An 18,544-nucleotide genomic window follows, 5' to 3' on the forward strand; every position below is an offset into this window, starting at 1 on the left:
GAGCGCCCTTCGGCGTAAAGCTGGGCAATCCTGTAGCGGTCATCCAGCGACAGCTGGGCGTAGGTTCGGTCCATCGCAACACCCTAGTCTGGTGTTGCACTTCGTTTGAGAACTCAGCGGATCCATACACGCCGAGAGCATAGTTGAAATGCTGTAGCGACGGCTCTGCCGTTTCAAACACAGTGATCGTGACTATGGGTCCCCGCTTTCGCGGGGACGACAATTGAGAAGGTGAGCTCCATCACGTCAAACGAAAACGGCCGGTGAAATAATCACCGGCCGTTCGAACTCTCAGATATAGCGCAGCGCGATCACACCGCGGCGCTGATCCACTGCTGCAGCTTCGCCTTCGGCGCCGCACCGACCTGGCGCGAGGCCATTTCGCCGCCCTTGAAGATCATCAGCGTCGGAATCGACATCACGCCATACTTGGAGGCGGTCTTCGGATTCTCGTCAACATTGAGCTTTAGGATGGTGACCTTCTCGCCCATTGCAGCAGAGATCTCATCGAGTGCCGGCGCGATCATGCGGCACGGACCGCACCATTCGGCCCAGAAGTCGATCACGACCGGCCCGGTCGCCTTGAGCACTTCTGCTTCGAAATCGGCGTCTGTCACCTTGCCAACGGCCATTGTCGTATCCTCGTCCTGTTCAATGAAGGGCGCGCTGGAAGATTCGCGCGCTGGAATGATGCATCCAACCTATGAACGCCCCCTTGCCGGGTCAAGGTTGGTCACAGTGAGATGATAGCGGCCAGCTCCGCGTCCAGCGCAGCACCGGAAATCTCCATCATTTCAAGCGTTTCCGTCCAGAGCAGGGCGGCCCGGGTCGGCCGATCTGGGTATAACTTGGCGAGCACGCCGCGATACAGCGCCAGCTGCCGAATATAGGCCTTGGGCGCCTCGATCAGCTTGCGCGGCGGGTTGTGGTTGGTCTTGTAGTCGACGATCCGGATCTCGGTCTTGGTCAGAACCAGCCGGTCGATCTGGCCCGACACCAGCACGGGTGACCCATCCTTGCGCGTCAGTCGTCCGGCCACAGCCACCTCGGCACGACTGCCCGGAGCAAACAGCTCGGTAAGGCGTTGATCGCCGATCAACGACAACACCTGCGTGGCTAGGGCCTCGCGTTCCACCCCGGTCCAGTCAGCCGCATTGCGTGACAGGAAATTCAGCGCGGTCTCGCGCCGTTTCTCGGCGGCAATGTCGGGCAGCGATTGCAGCAGCCGGTGCACGAGGTTCCCACGCTGTAGTGCCAGTTGGCGCAGCCGTTCGGATTCGCCCGAGCGCTGGCCGCGCCCGTCGTCATCGTCGTCGGCATCCGATGGACGCAGCAGGCTTTCGCGGCGCGGCTGGTCGCCGACCTTGTCGCGCAGCCACGCCGGCAGCACGATCGGTGCAGCCGCAGCGACAGGCGTTGCAGTGCCCGGCGCGGGTACGACGTCTTCCACCCGCGTATAGCGTTTCACCACGCCGTCCGGTGGCGGCACCTGCTGCATATGAAGGCCCGAGTTCTCGAGGCCTTTCTGAATCAGATCGTACCAGGACAGCGGCCGCACCTCGTTGCGATTGCCGGGCATGCAGCCGCCGACGATCAGGCGATCGGCCGCGCGCGTCATCGCCACATAAAGCAGCCGGCGATATTCGTCCTCGGTATCGCGGATCATGTCAGCGCGTGCAGCTGCGACCGCCGGTGGATCGTCGGCCTTCTTGCCGGCCCAGACCACGACGCCCGGTGCGTTCGGCGCGGCATTGCCTTGCGGGAGGTGGATCAGGTTGAGCCGCTGCGAATCCGCTGGCGACGATGTGGTATCGACCAGGAACACGACCGGCGCTTCGAGACCCTTGGCGCCGTGCACGGTCATCACGCGAACCTCGTCGCGCGTGATTTCCATGTCGCGCTTCACTTCCGTGTCGGCCGCACGCAGCCAGGCGACGAAGCCTTGCAGCGAGGCCGGCGCCTTGCGCTCATAGCCGAGCGCAAGTTCGAGAAATTCGTCGAGCGCATCATTGGCCTCATGGCCGAGCCGGCGCAGGATGCGCGCGCGGCCGTGATCACCGCCAAGCAGCCAGGCGTAGAACGCGAAAGGCGTCTCGCTGGCAAAGCGCTTCTCGCAGGCAATGAGCCGCTTCAGCGCGCCGGCGAGCTTGTCGTCGCCTGCGGCTTTCTCGACGAGCGCGTTGCGCAGCGAGCCCGTGCGCTCCCAGGCCAGTTTGAACAAATCATCGTCGTCGAGTCCGAACAGCGGGCTCTTCAACACCGTCGCGAGCGCGAGATCGTCCTGTGGCAGCAATAGCGCGTCGGCCAGATTCATCAGGTCGATGATGGCGATATGTTCGGTGAGTTTCAACCGGTCGGCGCCGGCAACGGGAATGCCGGCATGTTTCAATGCCTGGATGATGGCGTCGAACGCCTTGCCGCGGCGGCGCACCAGCACCAGCATGTCGCCATAGCGCAATGCGCGGCGTTTTCCGATCGGACCTGTTTCGGTCTTCGCCGCGATCAGATCCTTGATCTCGGCCTGAACACGGCGCGCGAGCTTCACTTCCGGGCTGGTCTCGGAACTCCTATCGAATGGCGCCTGCCAGCCTTCGATACTCGGTCGGTCGTCGGGCTGCTCCAGCTCCCACAGATCAATCAGGCTGGGGCCGGCATCGTCCAGCGTTTCATGAATCGGATAGCCGTTTTCGACAGCGTGGATGCTGCGAAAGATCGCTTCGTCGCGAAACACGTGATCCACGGATTGCAGAATCGCCGACCCCGACCGGAATGAATGGCTGAATGCGACGGGATCGAACTTCATCCCGGCATCCTTGAACCGGCTCTGCAATGCCTTTCGGCGCAGGTCGAATTCGCGCGGCGCCGCGCCCTGGAACGAGAAGATCGATTGTTTCTCGTCGCCGACCGCGAAGATGGTGCGCTTGAGGCCGTCGCGCGCGCCTTCGCCGGAGGTGAATTCCGAAATCAGATGGGTGATGATGTCCCATTGCCGCGGGCTGGTGTCCTGCGCCTCGTCGATCAGCACATGATCGACGCCGCGGTCGAGCTTGAAATGCACCCAGCTCGACGACACCCGATCGAGCATCTCCAGCGTCCGCGCGATCAGGTCGTCATAGTCCAGCAACCCGCGCTCGTTCTTTTCGCGGCGATAATTCTCCGCGACCTGGCTGGCGATCACCAGCAGCGACTGGGTGCGTTCGCGCATGGCGACGGCGCGGCGGCGTTCGAGCAGCGGGATCACGCGGTCGCCCTCGCGCTGCAGGGCGGCGAGCAGATCAGGCCGGCTGTCGGCGATCTTCTTGGTGGCCAGCGATTTCCGGAGCGATTGGTCCTTGGTCAGAAACAGTTCGAGATATTTCTCGACCTGCTCGGCGCCCGACAATGCCAAAGCCTCACGCAGCCGCGCGGCCTGATCGTTATCGGTCTTGCTGCCGGTTGCGAAGATGTCGGCAGCGGGTATCCAGCGCTCGCGCGGCAGATGCGGCCCGTCGATGATCTCCAGCTCGACGCTTTCACGGCTGTCGCCGGGCGCAACGCCGAGCGTCGCAGAGAGCTGCGCCATCGCGGCGTCGGTCGAGCCGGCGCGCGCGATCCAGGCTAGGAACTGATCGCGGGAAAGGCTCGCCTCGCGCACCACGTCGCGGAACGTCACGTCCGCCGCCGATGTCATGGCCGTTGTCAGCGCGCGGCCTTCGGCACTGTCGGGTGCGGCGGCTGCTTGCAACAACACCTGCAGGCTGGCGCGCTCCATCATTTCGTTCTGGTCGCGGTCGTCGAGCACGCTGAACCGCGCCGGCACATTGGCCTCGAACGGAAACTGTTGCAGCAGCCGCGTGCACAGCGCGTGGATGGTCTGGACTTTCAGGCCGCCAGGCGTCTCCAGCGCACTGGCGAACAATTCGCGCGCGCGCTCGCGCACTTTGCGGCTGGGAACAGCGCCGGCATTTTTGATCTCAGCATCAAGCGCAGCGTCGTCAAGCGTGACCCAGTGACCGAGCCGTGTGAACACGCGTTCCGCCATGTTCGCCGCCGCGGCCTTGGTGAAGGTCACGCAGAGAATTTTCTCTGGTGCCACATCGTTGAGCAACAGCCGGATTACGCGATTGACCAGCACATAGGTCTTGCCGGAGCCGGCATTTGCCGAGACGAACACCGAGGACGCGGGATCGGACGCCAGCTGCTGCTTGGCGCTCGCCGCAGGCGGGATGTTGCGCGGGCCGCTCATGAATCGCCTCCGCCGCCAGCGCCACCATTGGCTGACCACTCCTTGATCCGCGCCAGATCGTCATAACTGCCATAGCGGTTCGACCACATGGACAGGCTGAGCGACGTATAGGCCGTGGCCTCGTCCTCGAAGCTGCGGATCAGCGCTTCCAGCTTGGCGCGCGCTTCGATGGCGGCATCATTGGGATCCTGCGGTTCATCCTTGCGCTCGATCTTCAGTTCGAGCAGTCGCTCTTCGCCGGGCGGATTGTTGCCACTGAGCCGGACGTAGACGAGTTCGCTCACGGACGAGCCCGCGGCAATGCCGGCAAATCCGCCTTCGCGCAGGATCGCGGCTTCGAGCGTAAGTTGGGGCGACAGGCCCATGCGGACCTGCTTGCCGGTCGGCGGCTGCCCGGTCTTGTAGTCGAGCAGCGCAAAGGTGCGGTCGCTGCGATGCTCGATGCGGTCGGCGCGGGCTGAGAGATGGAAGGTGCGACCGTGATCGAGCGGGATCTTGATCTCGCCGCGCACTTCCGCGTCGATGCTGGCGACATTGATGCGGCGGTCGATTTCCCAGGCCGCAAACCACGACGCGATGCGCAGAAAACGCGGCCACCACAATGCGCGCGCCTCAGGGCGCGCCATCAGGGGTGCAAAATGTTGATCGCCGATCCTGCGCAGCTCACGCGCGGGATCGTCCGGCAGCACCTTGCTGTATTCCATCGTGAAGTCGCCAAGCGACGCATGGATCGCCGATCCCCGGTCAGCTGCTGACAGCGGCATGTCGACGGGATCGAGCGGCGCCAGACCCAGAATATATTTGGCGTAGATCGTATAGGGATCGCGCAGCCAGTCCTCGATGGCGGTGACCGACAGCCTGAGCGGGCGTGCGGCGCGTGGTGGCCGCGGCTCCGGTTGGGCGATCGGCGTGACGGTCTCGGGTTTATCGAGCTCTTCGGCATAGCGAACATAATGCTCGCCCGCGGCCAGCGCGGCCTCCCAGCGGGTCTCGCCGGCAACGGCTTCGAGCCGGTGCAGAAAGCGCGACGCGACGGCCGGCGCGCCGCCAACTTTCGCGGCGTGACTGAGGATCACATCTTCAGTGCCGAGCAACTGCACGAAGTCATGCGCGGTAAGACCAATGCGGCGCTCCGGCAGATCGAGCCCGAGCTGATGCCGCATCGGGCGGCTCAGCCACGGATCGATGCGCGGTGAGGGCGGCCAGATGCCTTCGACGAGACCGCCGAGAATCACGCGGTCCGATTGCGTCAGCCGCGCTTCGAGCTGGCCATAGATGCGCAAGCTGGCATTGGCGACTTCGGGCCGGCGCACGATGCGGTCAGCGAAGGCGGTCTGAAACACATCGGGATAATCGCGGAGCTGCATCATCAGCCCGCTGGGGCGCAGCCGCTCCTCATCGCTGCTCTCGGTCGCGACAGTCTCCATGACGACGAGATCGTCGAATGCCTTGGTCAGCGCCGTGCCCTCGCGCCCGACAAGTGCGACATCGTTGCTTCTGTCGTCGCGCGACAACAATTTGATCGCCTCGCGATGCCGCAAGGCGACTTCCGCGAAATCGATCGGCCTGATGGGGTGGATGCCTTCCAGCGGCGCCAGCGCGGCGCGCAATCCCTCGATCAGTTCTTCCGCGCGGTCAAGCCGGTCGTCGTTCAGTTTTGCGCGCGGTTCGGCGCCATGCAGCATCGACGCTTCGCGGCGGCGCAGCTTGCCGAGTTCATCGCGGAAGCGCGCGAAGTCCTGCGCGAGTCCCGCGGTGCCGGGCGTCGGCCGCGTGCCGCGCAGCAGCGCGAGTTCGAGCGTCTCGATGGCATCTGTCCAGGCGTTCGGCGCGGCGCCAAGACGAAACAGCGGATGTTTCAGCAGCGCCAGCAATGTTGCCGGCTCAAGCTGCTCCGCTGCGGCCTCCGCGATGAGGCGCACGAAGATGCCGGCCGAGGTCTCCGTCAGCGCGTCGCCGCCTGAGTCGTCGAAGCTCAGATTCCAGCGTCCGAGCGCGGCCATCACCCGGCGTGCCAGTGCGCGGTCGGGCGTCACCAGCGCAGCGGATTTCTTGAGTTCATGGGCCTCGCGCATCGCAATCGCGATGGCCAGCGCTTCCATTTCCGGATTGGCGGCGGCGATCACGGCGAGCTTCTGCATGCCGGCCGCGATCTTTTGCTCCACGGCCGGCTGCGCCAGTCGCGTATGCCATTGTGCCGTGGCATTGGACGGCCGCATCGCCTCCGACGCCAGCAATTCGCGCCCTTGAGGTGACGGTGTGCCGAGGGTCATCACGTCGCGACGCGTGATGCCAAAACGTTCGAGCAGCGCATGCAGCGCGAATTGCGGATGATTCGATGCGGACGACTCTGTGCGGCCGAATGCATCCTTGCTGCCGCCGATGAGATTCCATGCGGTGTCGTCGAGATCGGTATCGAGTCCCGGCAAGACGACGGCGCCTTGCGGCAGCTTTGCGACTTCGCGCAGAAATTTCGCCGTCGTCGGCATCGAGCCGGTCGAGCCGGCCGCAATGATCGGTCCACCCTTGTGCGCCTTCAGGCGCGCCGCTTCCGCGTCGATCAAGAGATCGCGGCGGATGGCTGGTTCGATCGCATCATGCGCAGCGAGGATGCCTGGCCAGACGTCCTTGGCGATGCTGAGAAACTGCAGCGTGAGTTGCCAATATTGATCGAGTGCATCGGGCACCAGCCCGTCCAGCGTGCTCCAGTCGACCTTGCGCGTCGCCATGTCGTCCATCAATCGCGCGAGATCGTCGGCGAGTGCGAGCGTCGAGGCCGGGCCGCCGACCACGAGAGGCGTCTGCGTGGGATCGTCCGGCGCGAGTTGTTTCGCCCAGGCGGCGATCAATTGCGCCAGCAGCAGACGGCGCTGCAACCCGTCGAGTGCTGCGGGAGCATCCAGCCTTTCAAGAGCCTCGGGCGATGCCGCCTGCGCAAAGGCCAGTTCCTCCTCATCGACATCGCCGAGCGGCACGATACGCGGCAGCAGCACGGCGTCGGTGCCGAGCACGTCGAGAAAGATCTCCTGCGCCATGCGGCCGGCGCGTCGGGTCGGCAGATACAGGGTGACTTCGGCCAGTTTTTCCGGCGCCTTGCGCGCGGAAAATCCCTCGACGAGATCACCGTCGACGAGCGCGGTGATCAGCGTGCGCAGAAACGGCGCCGAGGATGGAATATTGAAGACGCGCATGAACACCCTGATTCGTGATCAGGGTGCATCATGGCATGGCTGGAAGGGCGGCGGGAGTCGCAGGAAACTCAGGCGACGCTGGCGAGGAACGCGTCTTCGGCGGCACGCACGGCATCGGGCGTGCCGACATGCATCCAGACGCCCTCCATGCGCAGGCCGAACAGGCGCTCCTGTTCATTGGCCTTGTCGAACAGTTCGGTCAGCGAGAATTCACCAGATGGAGCATCCTTGAACAAAGCGGGCGATAGGATCGCGACGCCGGCATAGACGAACGGCACGACCTGATTTTCTTTACGGCGACGCAGCGCACCATCGGTGAGCATCGCGTAGTCACCGCATCCGGCATAGCCGATGCTGTTGGCGGTCGGTGCCATCAGGAGCAGGATGTCCATGCGGGCGGGATCGAAGGCCTCCGCAAGACGCGCGAGATTCGGCTGCACGCCGTCAATCCACATCGTGTCGGCATTGAGATGATAGAACGGCTCGTTACCGAGCAGCGGGAGCGCCTTCACCACAGCACCGCCGGTGCCGAGCACCTGATCGCGCTCATCGGAAATGGTGATCTTCGGTTTGGTGCGCATCGCGACATGATCGATGATCTGGTCGGGCAGGTAATGCACATTGACGACGGCTTCGGTCACGCCGGCAGCGGCGAGCTTGTCGAGCACGTGATCCAGCAGCGGCTGTCCTGCGACAGGGACCAGCGGCTTCGGCAGATTGTCGGTGAGCGGTCGCATGCGCAGGCCTAGGCCGGCGGCGAGAACCATTGCTTTGGTGGGCTTTACGGACATGGTGACATTGGCCTTGGTAGAAGAATGGGCCTTGATGGAATCGTTCTTGAATTTTTGAGCTGAAATAATGGTAGCACGGCGGCGTGTCGCATGCATGAACCTATCGAGCCATAATCGGCCGAGATGACGCGGATGCGACAATAGCACCCGTCTGCACAGTCACGTTTCTGCCTCCTGTGTCTCGGAACGTTTCGTCTTTTTCTTTTTGTCGTTCGGTTTGAGAAAGTTCACACCAATCTGGTCGCCATTGACCCAGCCGAGTTCGCAGCGACGATAGGCAAGTCCGGTTGACGAGAGCAGAAGGAAGAATTCTTTCAGGTTCAGTCCTTCGACAGAACCATCGACGGTGAGTTTGGCGCCGGTCTCGGAAATATCTTCCATGATGCAGGAGCGACGCCAGGTGCCGTCGATGCCCATCATGTGCGCAGGAAAGCCGCGCTCGAAAACGACCCGATCTCCGGCACGCCGCTCCGTCATGACACGTCCCTTGTCCAGTACGCCAAGCCCCGCACGTGCAGGGCTCAAGCGCAGGATAGAGTGTGTGCGACTAATAAGTGGTTAAGGAAGTGTTAGAACGTTTTCGCGTGAGGTGGATACCGGTTCGCGTCGAGAAAACGCGTCAATACAAAAGGCTCTAGGCTCGCGGCGGTGGCACATGCGCCGCATACCACTGCTGGAACGGCGCCAGCGTCGGATGCGCCAGCGAGCGGTTGAGATAGGTCCAAATCCGCGGCTGGTGCTTGAGATAATGCGGCTTGCCGTCGCGGCGGTTGAGCCGCGCAAATGTACCAAGCAGTCGTGTGTTCCGCTGTGCCGACATGATCGCATAGAGTTCGGCAAAAGCCGCGGCATCGAAAGCGGGATCGGCTGCGCGCCGCGCCTTGATGTAGCGCGTCAGCATGGTCAGCTCCAACTGCTCAGGCACATCGATACGCGCATCCTGCAGCAGCGAGACGAGATCATAGGCGGCGGGGCCGAGGACCGTGTCTTGAAAGTCGATTACGCCGACCTTGTTGATGCCCTCGCGGGTGTCGAGCCAGATGATATTCGGCGAATGGAAGTCGCGCAGTACCCAGGTCTTCGGTGCCGCAGCAGGCTTCGCCAGCAGCTCGCGCCACATCGTGACAAATTCAGTGCGGGCGTCGTCTGCGAGCGGCGCGTCGCGGTCCGGCAGATACCATTCCGGCATCAGGCCGATCTCGACCAGCAATGCGTCGGTGTCGAAGACGGGAATGGCATAGTCGACATGCGGCAACAGCGGCAGCGTCTCCGGCAGCGTCTTGCCGTGCAGCATTGCGAGCATATCGGTTGCGGTCTGATAGCGCTCGGCGATCGGCGCCGGCGGCTCACCTTCGGTCACCGGCGCCGTGCCGAAATCCTCGGTAATCAGGAAACCCGCATCGAGGTCGGCGTGATGAATCGCCGGCGCGGAGATCCCCTGCGCGCGCAAACCGTTTGCAATGGCGACGAAGGGTTTGACGTCTTCGGCCAGATGCACTGCCGCGCTATAGGACTTGCCGTCATAGACCGGCGCACCATCCGGCCGCTTCGGCGCATTCATCAGGATGAAGACGTCATCACCGCGGATCAGCCGCGCATAGGAGCGCGTCGACGCATCGCCGGCCATGCGCTGGCGCGTGGCGTCGAGATAGCGCGCTTCTTCGAGAAATTCACGCAGTGCTTTCAGGCGCAGAACGATCGATGCGGCCTTGCCGTGACCGGTGATCTCCGCGGCACGCGCCACGGAGCCCAGTGCCGGACGATGGCTGAGCGCAATATCGATGCGATCTGGCGGCAGCGTACCATCGGCGCGCTCCGGCCATTCGATCAGCGCGACCACGTCGTCCGGCAACGGCGATAGGCCGATCTCCTCGAGTTCGCTCGCGTCGTTGATACGATAGAGATCGGCATGGATGAGAGGATACGACGGCAGGTCATAGTTCTGCGCCAGCGTGAAGGTCGGGCTCGGCACTTCGAGTTCAGAATCGCTGGCGAGATAGCGAATCATCGCGCGTGCCGCGGCCGTCTTGCCGGCGCCGAGATCGCCCGAGAGCGTGATGACATCGCCGGGGCCGATCAGCAGAGCGAGGTCGGCCATCAATTGCGCAGTGGCCGCCTCATTTGCGAGCGCCAGCGAAAATGTGCAGGACTCGTTTATGATGGGGTCGGTCATTCGGCGGCGTTGCGATGCGCGGTCTGGTCGATGGGGAAGTCGCAGCTGACGGTGGTGCCCTTGCCGACCGCGGAATCGACGCGGACCTTGCCGCCATGCAGCTCGACGAAGGAGCGCACCAGCGACAGGCCAAGTCCTGCGCCGCGGTGGCGCGAGCCATTGGCGTGGCTCTCGAACCAGTCGAATACCTTGTCCTTTACCTCGGGCGGAATGCCGGGGCCGCGATCGGTGACGGTGAAGGTGATGGTGTGTTCGGATCGTCGCGCGGTCAGCGTGATTGCGGCATCATGCGGCGAGAAGCCGACGGCATTGGCGAGCAGATTATACAGCACCTGCACGACACGGCTTTCGTCGCCGGTAAAGCTGCCGATGGCGGGATCGACATCGATCTGCAGCGCAATGCGGTCGCGCACCAATCGGTCCTGAATGCCTTCGGCCGCCGCAGCGATGGTCTTGCGGATATCGATCGGGCCGAGATTTAGCGTCATCGCGCCGGCATCGATGGTGGCGAGATCCAGGATATTATTGATGATCGCCAGCAGCGCACCGGTCGAGGTGGTGATGTAGTCGAGATATTCGGCCTGCTTCGGCATCAGCGGGCCAGTCACGGGATCGCTGAGCAGATGCGCGAAGCCGATGATCGTGGTCAGCGGCGAGCGCAGCTCGTAGGAGACGTGGTGGACGAAGTCGACCTTCATCTGGTCGGCGGTCTCCAGCGCCTCGTTGCGCTCGCGCAGCGCGCGCTCGACATTCTCGGCGTCGGAGATGTCCTGGAAGGTGAGCATGGTCGCGCCGTCAGGCAGCGGCATGGTCATGCAGGCCAGCACGCTGCCGTCCTTGCGCTCGAGCTTGAGCGGAACAGACTTGCGATTGTCGATCCCGGTAATGGCGCTGCGGATCGCCTGCCATGTCGGAGTGTCGTCGAACAACGGCCGGCACCAGGTCTCGACCATTTCGATATGCGGACGCTGTTCCAGCGCTTCGTCCGACAGCTTCCACATCTTGGCGAAAGCCGGATTGAACAGTTGCGCGCGACCGTTGCTGCCAAACACGGCGACGGCTTCGGCAAGATTGTCGAGCGTTTCGCGCTGAACGCGGATCAGGCCATCGAAGCGCCGCGCCAGTTCAAGGCTCTCGGTCACATCGTCGAACAGATACGTGACGCCGCCTTCGGGATTCGGCGTGGTGACGATCGAGAGCGCGCGGCCATCCGGCAGATACCAGACATCCTTATGGGCTTCGACGGCACGATAGGCTTCGTGCAGCTTGGCCTTCCAGGCGCGGAAGTCGGGCTGCTCCGGCAGTTTTCGCGCAGCACGGAGACGGTCGAGCACACTGGAATCGTCGGGATTGCCGTCGAGGAAGGTGCGGTCGAGATCCCACAGCCGGCGATAGGAGTCGTTGTAGAAGGCGAGGCGGCGCTGGCCGTCGAATACGGCGACGCCCGACGACAGCTGATCGAGCGTGCGGCGATGCGCCTCGGCCATCCGCACCAAGGCGGCTGATAGCGCGGCGGCTTCGCTGGCATCGATGGCCATGCCGGCGCTGCCACTGGCGACTTTCGCCGCATGGACGTCGAAGATGCGCCGTTCGCCGGAGATCACGATCGGCACGCGCGCGGCAAAGGGCTGGTTGTCGTTCAGCGCCCGCGCCAGATTGCTGCGGTCGTCGCTGTCCAGAAGTTCCAGATTGCGACCGACCGCATCGCCCGTATCAGTCGCTTCAGTCGCACGCGCATAGGCCGCATTGACGAAGCTCAATCGGCCATCGGCCTGTTTGGCCCAGATCGGCCATGGCGCGGCATTGGCGAAGCCGCGAAGAATCTCGGCTTCTTCCGCAAGTTCCTTGTGACGCAGCGAGACTTCGGCGAGCTCGCGGCGCAAACCGCTCAATTCGCGAATCCGGACAATGGCCTGACCGCCGATGGCGCGGCCCATCGCCTCGATGGCGCGGCCACTGGAGGTCGTCAGATTGAGCAGGAAACCTTCGCCGGCATCGAGCAGTGCGTCGACGGCATGATCCATCCGCAGCGCGGGTTCCGGCGGCAGCCATGTTCCGAACGCGAGAATGCGCTGCGGCTGATGCTGCTGCGGGTCGTGCGACATCATCAATGCGGTGTCGCCGGAGATATCGGGGCGGGTTTCGCCCGCAGCCCAGGCGATCAGCACCTGCGGTTCGGTGAACAGCAAGGCGCGAAAGCGGTCGGATTCAACCTGCAGCGTATGCAGCTCGGCGCGCAGCTTCGCCTCGGTCTTGGCGGAGCGAATGCGGTTGTGCATCAGCAGGATGGCGGAGACGACCGAGAAGCCAAGCACCGCTGTGGCTGTCGTCAGCGCAGCGATTTCCTGGCGATCGAGATCGAGCAGATTGGCGAGCGTCTGGGTAATGAAGGGTTCGTCGGCGGCCGACGCCGAGGAGGTGGCCAGAAGTGCAGACGCACTGATGCCGACAAGCCCGTCGCGCACTATGAAAGTGCACGACAGCAAGGTCCGACGCATCGCCGCGATCACGCCTGACATCATTCGCCCCAAACCGCACGTCTTCCCGACCAGCCCCTCCCGATCGCGAATCGTTCGACAATATCCGCTTCGGGAGTCGCCGGGTAAGAGTCCAGACCGTGAACGCAGAGTCCCCGGTTAAAAAATGCAGGCGCATTTGATTTAAATGCTGCGCGATGTGACGAAATACGCGCTAGCGGCCGGTGGATCCGAAGCCGCCGCTGCCGCGTTCGGTTTCGCTCAGCGCCGCGGCCAGCACGAGTTCCGCATGCGTGACCGGCGCGATCACCATTTGGGCGATTCGCTCGCCGCGTTTGATCGTGAAATCCGCGAGGCCGTGATTGATCAGCAGCACGCCGATCTCGCCGCGGTAATCGGCGTCGATGGTGCCTGGTGAATTCAGCACGGTGATGCCGTGCTTGGCGGCAAGGCCGGAGCGTGGGCGCACCTGCGCCTCATAGCCCGGCGGCAGCGCGATGGTCAGCGCGGTCGGCACCAGCGCATATTTGCCGCGGGCGAGAATCATCGGTTGGTCTTCGGGAACCGCGGCGAGCAGATCGAGGCCGGCAGCATGCGCGGTCTGATAGGCCGGTAGCGCGAGGCCAGCGCCATGCGGGAGCTGCTGGACGTCGACCTGAACGGGGATGGCAGCGCTCATGATTGGTCTTTCGTGGATTGCGTCACGGTGTCGGCGATTCGCGCGACCAGGGTCGTCGCGACCTGTTCCTTGCTCATCGGCGCCCACGAATCAACGGCGATATCCGCGCTGTCCGTGCTGCGCGTCAGCAGATGCACGGTATTGTCGTCGCCGCCCATGATGCCGGTCGCGGGCGATACGTCATTGGCGACGATCCAGTCGCAGCCCTTGCGCGCGATCTTGGCTTTGGCGTTGTCGATCAGGTGTTCGGTCTCGGCGGCGAAACCGATCACCAGCGGTGGCCGATGCTCGGATAGTTTCGAGATCGTCGCGAGGATGTCGGGATTCTCCGTGAGCTGCAGCGGCGGCATGGCGTTGCCGGCCGTCTTCTTCAGCTTCTGCGCGCCCTCATTGACCACGCGCCAGTCGGCCACGGCCGCCGCGAAGATCGCGATGTCCACTGGCAGTGCGGCTTGAACCGCGGCGAGCATGTCGCGCGCGGATTCGACATGCGTCATCGACACGCCCGGCACCTCGTCGAGATCGACAGGGCCGGAGACGAGAATGACCTCGGCGCCGGCAGCCCGTGCCGCGGCGGCAATCGCATAGCCTTGCTTGCCCGACGAGCGATTGGCGATGTAGCGCACGGGATCGATGGGCTCATGGGTCGGGCCTGCGGTGATCAGCACGCGCTTGCCGGCCAGCGGCTGCGCGCGCGGCGGACGCAGGAAGGTGTGAGCCGCAATCGCAATCTCGGTCGGCTCGGCCATGCGACCGACACCGGCTTCGTTGCGTTCGGCCATCTCGCCGGCATTAGGCCCGATCATCCGCACGCCGTCACGCTGCAATTGCCCGACATTGCGGCGCGTCGCGGCGTTATTCCACATCAGCGGATTCATCGCCGGCGCGACCAGGATCGGTTTGTCGGCGGCCAGGAGAATCGCAGAGGCCAGATCATCGGCATGGCCATTGGCCATCTTCGCCATCAGGTCGGCGGTTGCCGGCGCGACGACGATCAGATCGCATTCCCGCGCGAGACGAATATGCCCGGCATCGAATTCGCTCTGCGGGTCGAACAGGTCGGTATAGGCACGCTCGTTGGACAGCGCGCTGGCGGCCAGCGGGGTGACGAATTGTTGCGCGGCCCGGGTGAGCACCACGCGGACGTGGATGCCGCGCTCTTTCAGCCGGCGGATCAGGTCGAGCGCTTTATAGGCCGCGATTCCGCCGCCGATGATCAGCGTGACGCGGAGCTGATCGCCGATGTTTTTCAATGGCTTGCGTGAGTTTTCGGGGTCTGGCGCGTCTTGCGGAAATCTTGCGTCAGTCTTGAGGCCGTCTTGCGACGCCTCGCGCAAAATCACCCGCACCTCGTCCTCGACCGATCGGCCGTTGCGAGCCGCACGCAGTCGCAATTCATCGCGGATCGCGTCGTCGAGTTTGCGGATAGTCAGGCTGGCCATGATAATCTCACGCTCGTTATGACAGCAATGCTAGCACAAAATGCCAGCATTGCAATCACTCTAGCGGATCGACAGCAGGAGCCCAAGGAATGACAACGCGATCACCCAGACGCCAACCGTGCGCCAGCGGAGCTGCTTCGCCCGTGCCCGCGCGATGGCGGCGATGGTTGCGTCGTCGAGCCTGACGCCATCCCGGGTCATGGTCTCCAACTGTTCCAGCACTGTCAGCGCCCGCGTTGCCAGGGCCGGCAGGCTGCCGGCCACCTTGCCGAGTTCGCCGGCGCCGGCGAGGGCGCCGTGAATCTTGCCGAGTGGTCCGAGATTGCGTTCGATCCATTCGCGAACGACGGGATCGGCGACCTTCCAGATGTCGAGCTTCGGATCGAAGCTTCGCGCGACGCCTTCGACGACGACCATGGTCTTCTGCAGCAGGATCAATTCCGGCCGCGTGCGCATATCAAAGAGACCGGTGACCTCGAGCAGCAGCGTCAGCAGCTTGGCCATCGAAATTTCTTCGGCGGTGCGATTGTGAATCGGCTCGCCGATGGCGCGGATCGCTTGCGCAAAATTTTCGACCGAGTGATGGCCGGGCACATAGCCGGCCTCGAAATGCACTTCGGCGACGCGGCGATAGTTGCGGGTGATGAAGCCCAGCAAAATTTCTGCGAGGAAGCGGCGCTCCTTCAGACCGAGTCGGCCCATGATGCCGAAGTCGACCGCGACGAGGCGGCCGTCAGGATCGAGGAACAGATTGCCCGGATGCATATCGGCATGGAAGAAGCCGTCGCGCAGCGCGTGGCGCAGGAAGCTCTGGATCACCTTGCGGCCAAGGTCCGGCAGATCGACGTTGGAGTCTTCCAGGCCCTTGTGATCGTTCAGCGCGATGCCGTCGATCCACTCCATCGTCAGCACATTGTGCGAGGTGCGATCCCAGTCCACTTCCGGGACGCGGAAGTCCGGATCGTTGCGGGTGTTCTCCGCCATCTCGGACAGTGCTGCGGCTTCGAGACGAAGATCCATCTCCATCGCCACCGAGCGCGACATGGTATTGATGATCTCGATCAGCCGAAGGCGCCGCGCTTCGGAAAAATGCTCTTCAGCCTTATGGGCGACGTAAGCGAAATCGCCGAGGTCGCGGCGGAATTGCGCGGCGACATTCGGGCGCAGCACTTTCACGGCGTAGGTCTTGCGGACACCGTCCTTGTCGATCTCGGCGCGATGCACCTGCGCGATCGAGGCCGCGGCGACCGGCGGGCTGAAGCTCGCATAGAGCTGCGCCACAGGGCGTTCCAGTGAAGCGGCGACGACGCCTTCGGCTTCGGTCAGGGAGAACGGCGGCAGCCGGTCCTGCAGGCTTTCGAGATCGCGCGCCATGGCAACGCCGACCACGTCGGGCCGCGTCGCGAGAAACTGTCCCAGCTTGAGATAGGCCGGGCCGAGCCGGGTCAGTGCGCGTGACAGCCGCGCGCCGGATTTTGCGCCGGGCCGTTCGATCAGCCGCGCCATGCGCAGCGCGAGCTGTCCCGGCGGCGGCACCAGCGAGGGATCGACGACGCCGAACACGCCTTCGCGCGCAAACACGAAGCCGGCGCGGGCCAGCCGCGCCATATGATTGAGTGCAGAGATCACAAACGCCAGCCCGAATGCAGCGCGACGATGCCGCCCGAGAGGAGTTCATACTTCACGCGGGAGAAGCCGGCCTCGCGGATCATGTCGGCGAAAATCGGCGGCTTCGGAAACTTGCGGATCGATTCCACGAGATACTGATAGGATTCGGAATCACCGGTGACGGCCTTGCCGAGTGGCGGGATCACCTTGAACGAAAACAGGTCATAGATCTTGTCGAGGCCGGGCACGTCGACGGTCGAGAATTCGAGACAGAGAAAACGGCTGCCCGGCTTCAGCACGCGGTAAGCTTCACTGAGCGCGCGGTCGATGCGCGGCACGTTGCGGATGCCGAAGGCGATCGTATAGGCGTCATAGCTCTTGTCGGCGAACGGCAACTCTTCTGCATTGCCCTCGACGAAGGAGACCTGATGTTCGAGATGGTGGGTAATGGCGCGCTCGCGGCCGACATCGAGCATGCCGGTGTTGATGTCGCAGACCGTCGCCGAGAAACCGAGGCCCGACGCCTTGGCGGCGCGGAAGGAAATGTCACCGGTGCCGCCGGCAACATCCAGCAGGGCGAAGGGCGCATCCGAACGCGGCGGGTTGAGCTGATTGATCATCACGTCCTTCCAGACGCGATGCATGCCGCCGGACATCAGATCGTTCATCAGGTCGTAGCGCCGGGCCACGCTGTGGAACACATCGTTCACCAGCGTCTGCTTGTCGCCCACCGGGACGTCCCTGAAGCCGAAATGGGTGGTTTCGCCCGGCTGATCCATCGTTTTCATCTCAAAAGCCTCATCGCGGCGGACCATAGCGCGCCTGCGGCAATGGGGCTATCACGTCAGCCTCATTAGTGTCCAAAATCCGAAGTTCGCCGTCATTGCCGCACCCTCAAGCGAACTTCGGATTTTACAAGGACACTAAAAATATATCAGCTGGGTGTGGTTTTGGTTCAGAAGTTCTCTGGTTGAGTTAACGGCAAGCTCTGCAGAGAACTTCTGAACAACCACACCGCGTGAATGACGTGAATCATGCCTGAATTACCCGAAGTCGAGACCGTCCGCCGCGGCCTGCAGCCGGCCATGGAGGGGTCGAAGATCACCCGTCTGGAGCTGCGGCGAAAAGACCTGCGGTTTCCGTTTCAGCCGGATTTTGCCGGCAGGTTGCAGGGCCGGACCGTCGCCAGCCTTGGCCGCCGCGCCAAATATCTGCTGGCGGATCTGGATTCCGGCGATGTGCTGCTGATGCATCTGGGCATGTCCGGTTCATTCCGGGTGGTGTCCGATGCGCCTGATGAAGAAAATGTGATGCCGGGTGCCTTCCATCATCCGCGCAGCGACGAGCGGGCACACGATCACGTCGTCTTCCACATGTCGTCGGGCCCGTCGGTGATCTACAACGATCCCCGCCGTTTTGGCTTCATGAAGATCTTTGCGCGCAGCGAGATCGAGAACGAGCCGTTCCTGAAGGACATCGGCCCCGAGCCGCTGGGCAACGCCTTCGATGCGGCCATGCTGGCCGGCGCCACCGCAGGCAAGAAGACCAGCCTCAAGGCCGCGCTGCTCGATCAACGCGTCGTCGCCGGTCTCGGCAATATCTATGTCTGCGAGGCGCTGTTTCGCTCGCATCTGTCACCGCGGCGGCTGGCCGCGACACTGGCGACCAAGAAGGGCGAGCCGACCGATCATTCCAAACGGCTGGTCACGGCAATCCATGAGGTGCTGAACCAGGCGATCAAGGCCGGCGGCTCGTCGCTGCGCGATCACCGCCAGACCGATGGCGAGCTGGGTTACTTCCAGCATTCGTTTCAGGTCTATGACCGCGAAGGCGAGCCGTGCCAGACCGATGGCTGTTCGGGCATTGTGAAGCGCTTCGTGCAGAACGGGCGATCGACGTTCTGGTGCCCGAAGTGTCAGAGGTGACACCGAGTCGGCCCGATCTTGCCGGTGCGTGGT

General features: G+C 63.5%; 12 protein-coding genes. 1 reads left to right on the top strand and 11 read right to left on the bottom strand.

The genetic code is table 11. The features are described from left to right. Positions 1–311: 311 nt before the first annotated feature. The 11 genes from trxA to ubiE form a co-directional block, all read right to left on the bottom strand. The gene (trxA, locus tag A4A58_RS16755) at positions 312–632 is read right to left on the bottom strand and encodes a thioredoxin (RefSeq protein ID WP_068734104.1); all 321 of its coding nucleotides are present in this window, start codon (positions 630–632) and stop codon (positions 312–314) included. Between the two features lie 101 nt (positions 633–733). Then, complete coding sequence (addA, locus tag A4A58_RS16760) at positions 734–4,225, bottom strand: double-strand break repair helicase AddA (RefSeq protein ID WP_068734106.1); 3,492 nt, start codon at positions 4,223–4,225, stop codon at positions 734–736. Then, positions 4,222–7,416 carry a double-strand break repair protein AddB gene (addB, locus tag A4A58_RS16765; RefSeq protein WP_068734107.1) on the bottom strand — a complete coding sequence of 1,065 codons (3,195 nt, stop codon included), beginning with the start codon at positions 7,414–7,416 and terminating at the stop codon, positions 4,222–4,224. The genes addA and addB overlap by 4 nt, the downstream gene beginning before the upstream one ends. A gap of 68 nt (positions 7,417–7,484) precedes the next feature. Beyond that, positions 7,485–8,207: a nucleotidyltransferase family protein gene (locus A4A58_RS16770; protein ID WP_068734166.1), complete on the bottom strand. Its 723-nt coding sequence runs from the start codon at positions 8,205–8,207 to the stop codon at positions 7,485–7,487. 159 nt (positions 8,208–8,366) lie between these two features. Next, positions 8,367–8,684: a PilZ domain-containing protein gene (locus A4A58_RS16775; protein ID WP_068734110.1), complete on the bottom strand. Its 318-nt coding sequence runs from the start codon at positions 8,682–8,684 to the stop codon at positions 8,367–8,369. Positions 8,685–8,841: 157 nt separating this feature from the next. Beyond that, positions 8,842–10,380, bottom strand: coding sequence for a tRNA (adenosine(37)-N6)-threonylcarbamoyltransferase complex ATPase subunit type 1 TsaE (tsaE, locus tag A4A58_RS16780; protein ID WP_068734112.1), 1,539 nt, complete (start codon positions 10,378–10,380; stop codon positions 8,842–8,844). Further along, positions 10,377–12,899: a sensor histidine kinase gene (locus A4A58_RS16785; RefSeq protein ID WP_068734168.1), complete on the bottom strand. Its 2,523-nt coding sequence runs from the start codon at positions 12,897–12,899 to the stop codon at positions 10,377–10,379. Before A4A58_RS16785 ends, tsaE begins: the two co-directional genes overlap by 4 nt. A gap of 172 nt (positions 12,900–13,071) precedes the next feature. Further along, entirely contained in the window at positions 13,072–13,536 is a 465-nt protein-coding gene (dut, locus tag A4A58_RS16790; protein ID WP_068734114.1) for a dUTP diphosphatase, read from the bottom strand. After that, positions 13,533–14,978, bottom strand: coding sequence for a bifunctional phosphopantothenoylcysteine decarboxylase/phosphopantothenate--cysteine ligase CoaBC (gene coaBC, locus A4A58_RS16795; protein WP_068734116.1), 1,446 nt, complete (start codon positions 14,976–14,978; stop codon positions 13,533–13,535). Before coaBC ends, dut begins: the two co-directional genes overlap by 4 nt. A 60-nt stretch (positions 14,979–15,038) precedes the next feature. Then, positions 15,039–16,607 (bottom strand): 2-polyprenylphenol 6-hydroxylase, encoded by a 1,569-nt coding sequence (gene ubiB / locus A4A58_RS16800; protein WP_068734118.1) that lies wholly within the window; start codon positions 16,605–16,607, stop codon positions 15,039–15,041. Further along, positions 16,604–17,365 carry a bifunctional demethylmenaquinone methyltransferase/2-methoxy-6-polyprenyl-1,4-benzoquinol methylase UbiE gene (gene ubiE / locus A4A58_RS16805; RefSeq protein ID WP_068734169.1) on the bottom strand — a complete coding sequence of 254 codons (762 nt, stop codon included), beginning with the start codon at positions 17,363–17,365 and terminating at the stop codon, positions 16,604–16,606. The genes ubiB and ubiE overlap by 4 nt, the downstream gene beginning before the upstream one ends. 255 nt (positions 17,366–17,620) lie before the next feature. Between ubiE and mutM the strand changes: the two genes are divergently transcribed. Then, positions 17,621–18,511, top strand: coding sequence for a bifunctional DNA-formamidopyrimidine glycosylase/DNA-(apurinic or apyrimidinic site) lyase (gene mutM, locus A4A58_RS16810; RefSeq protein WP_068734120.1), 891 nt, complete (start codon positions 17,621–17,623; stop codon positions 18,509–18,511). Positions 18,512–18,544 lie beyond the last annotated feature (33 nt).

The organism is Tardiphaga robiniae (genome assembly GCF_001618955.1).
Classification (GTDB): Bacteria; Pseudomonadota; Alphaproteobacteria; order Rhizobiales; family Xanthobacteraceae; genus Tardiphaga; species Tardiphaga robiniae_A.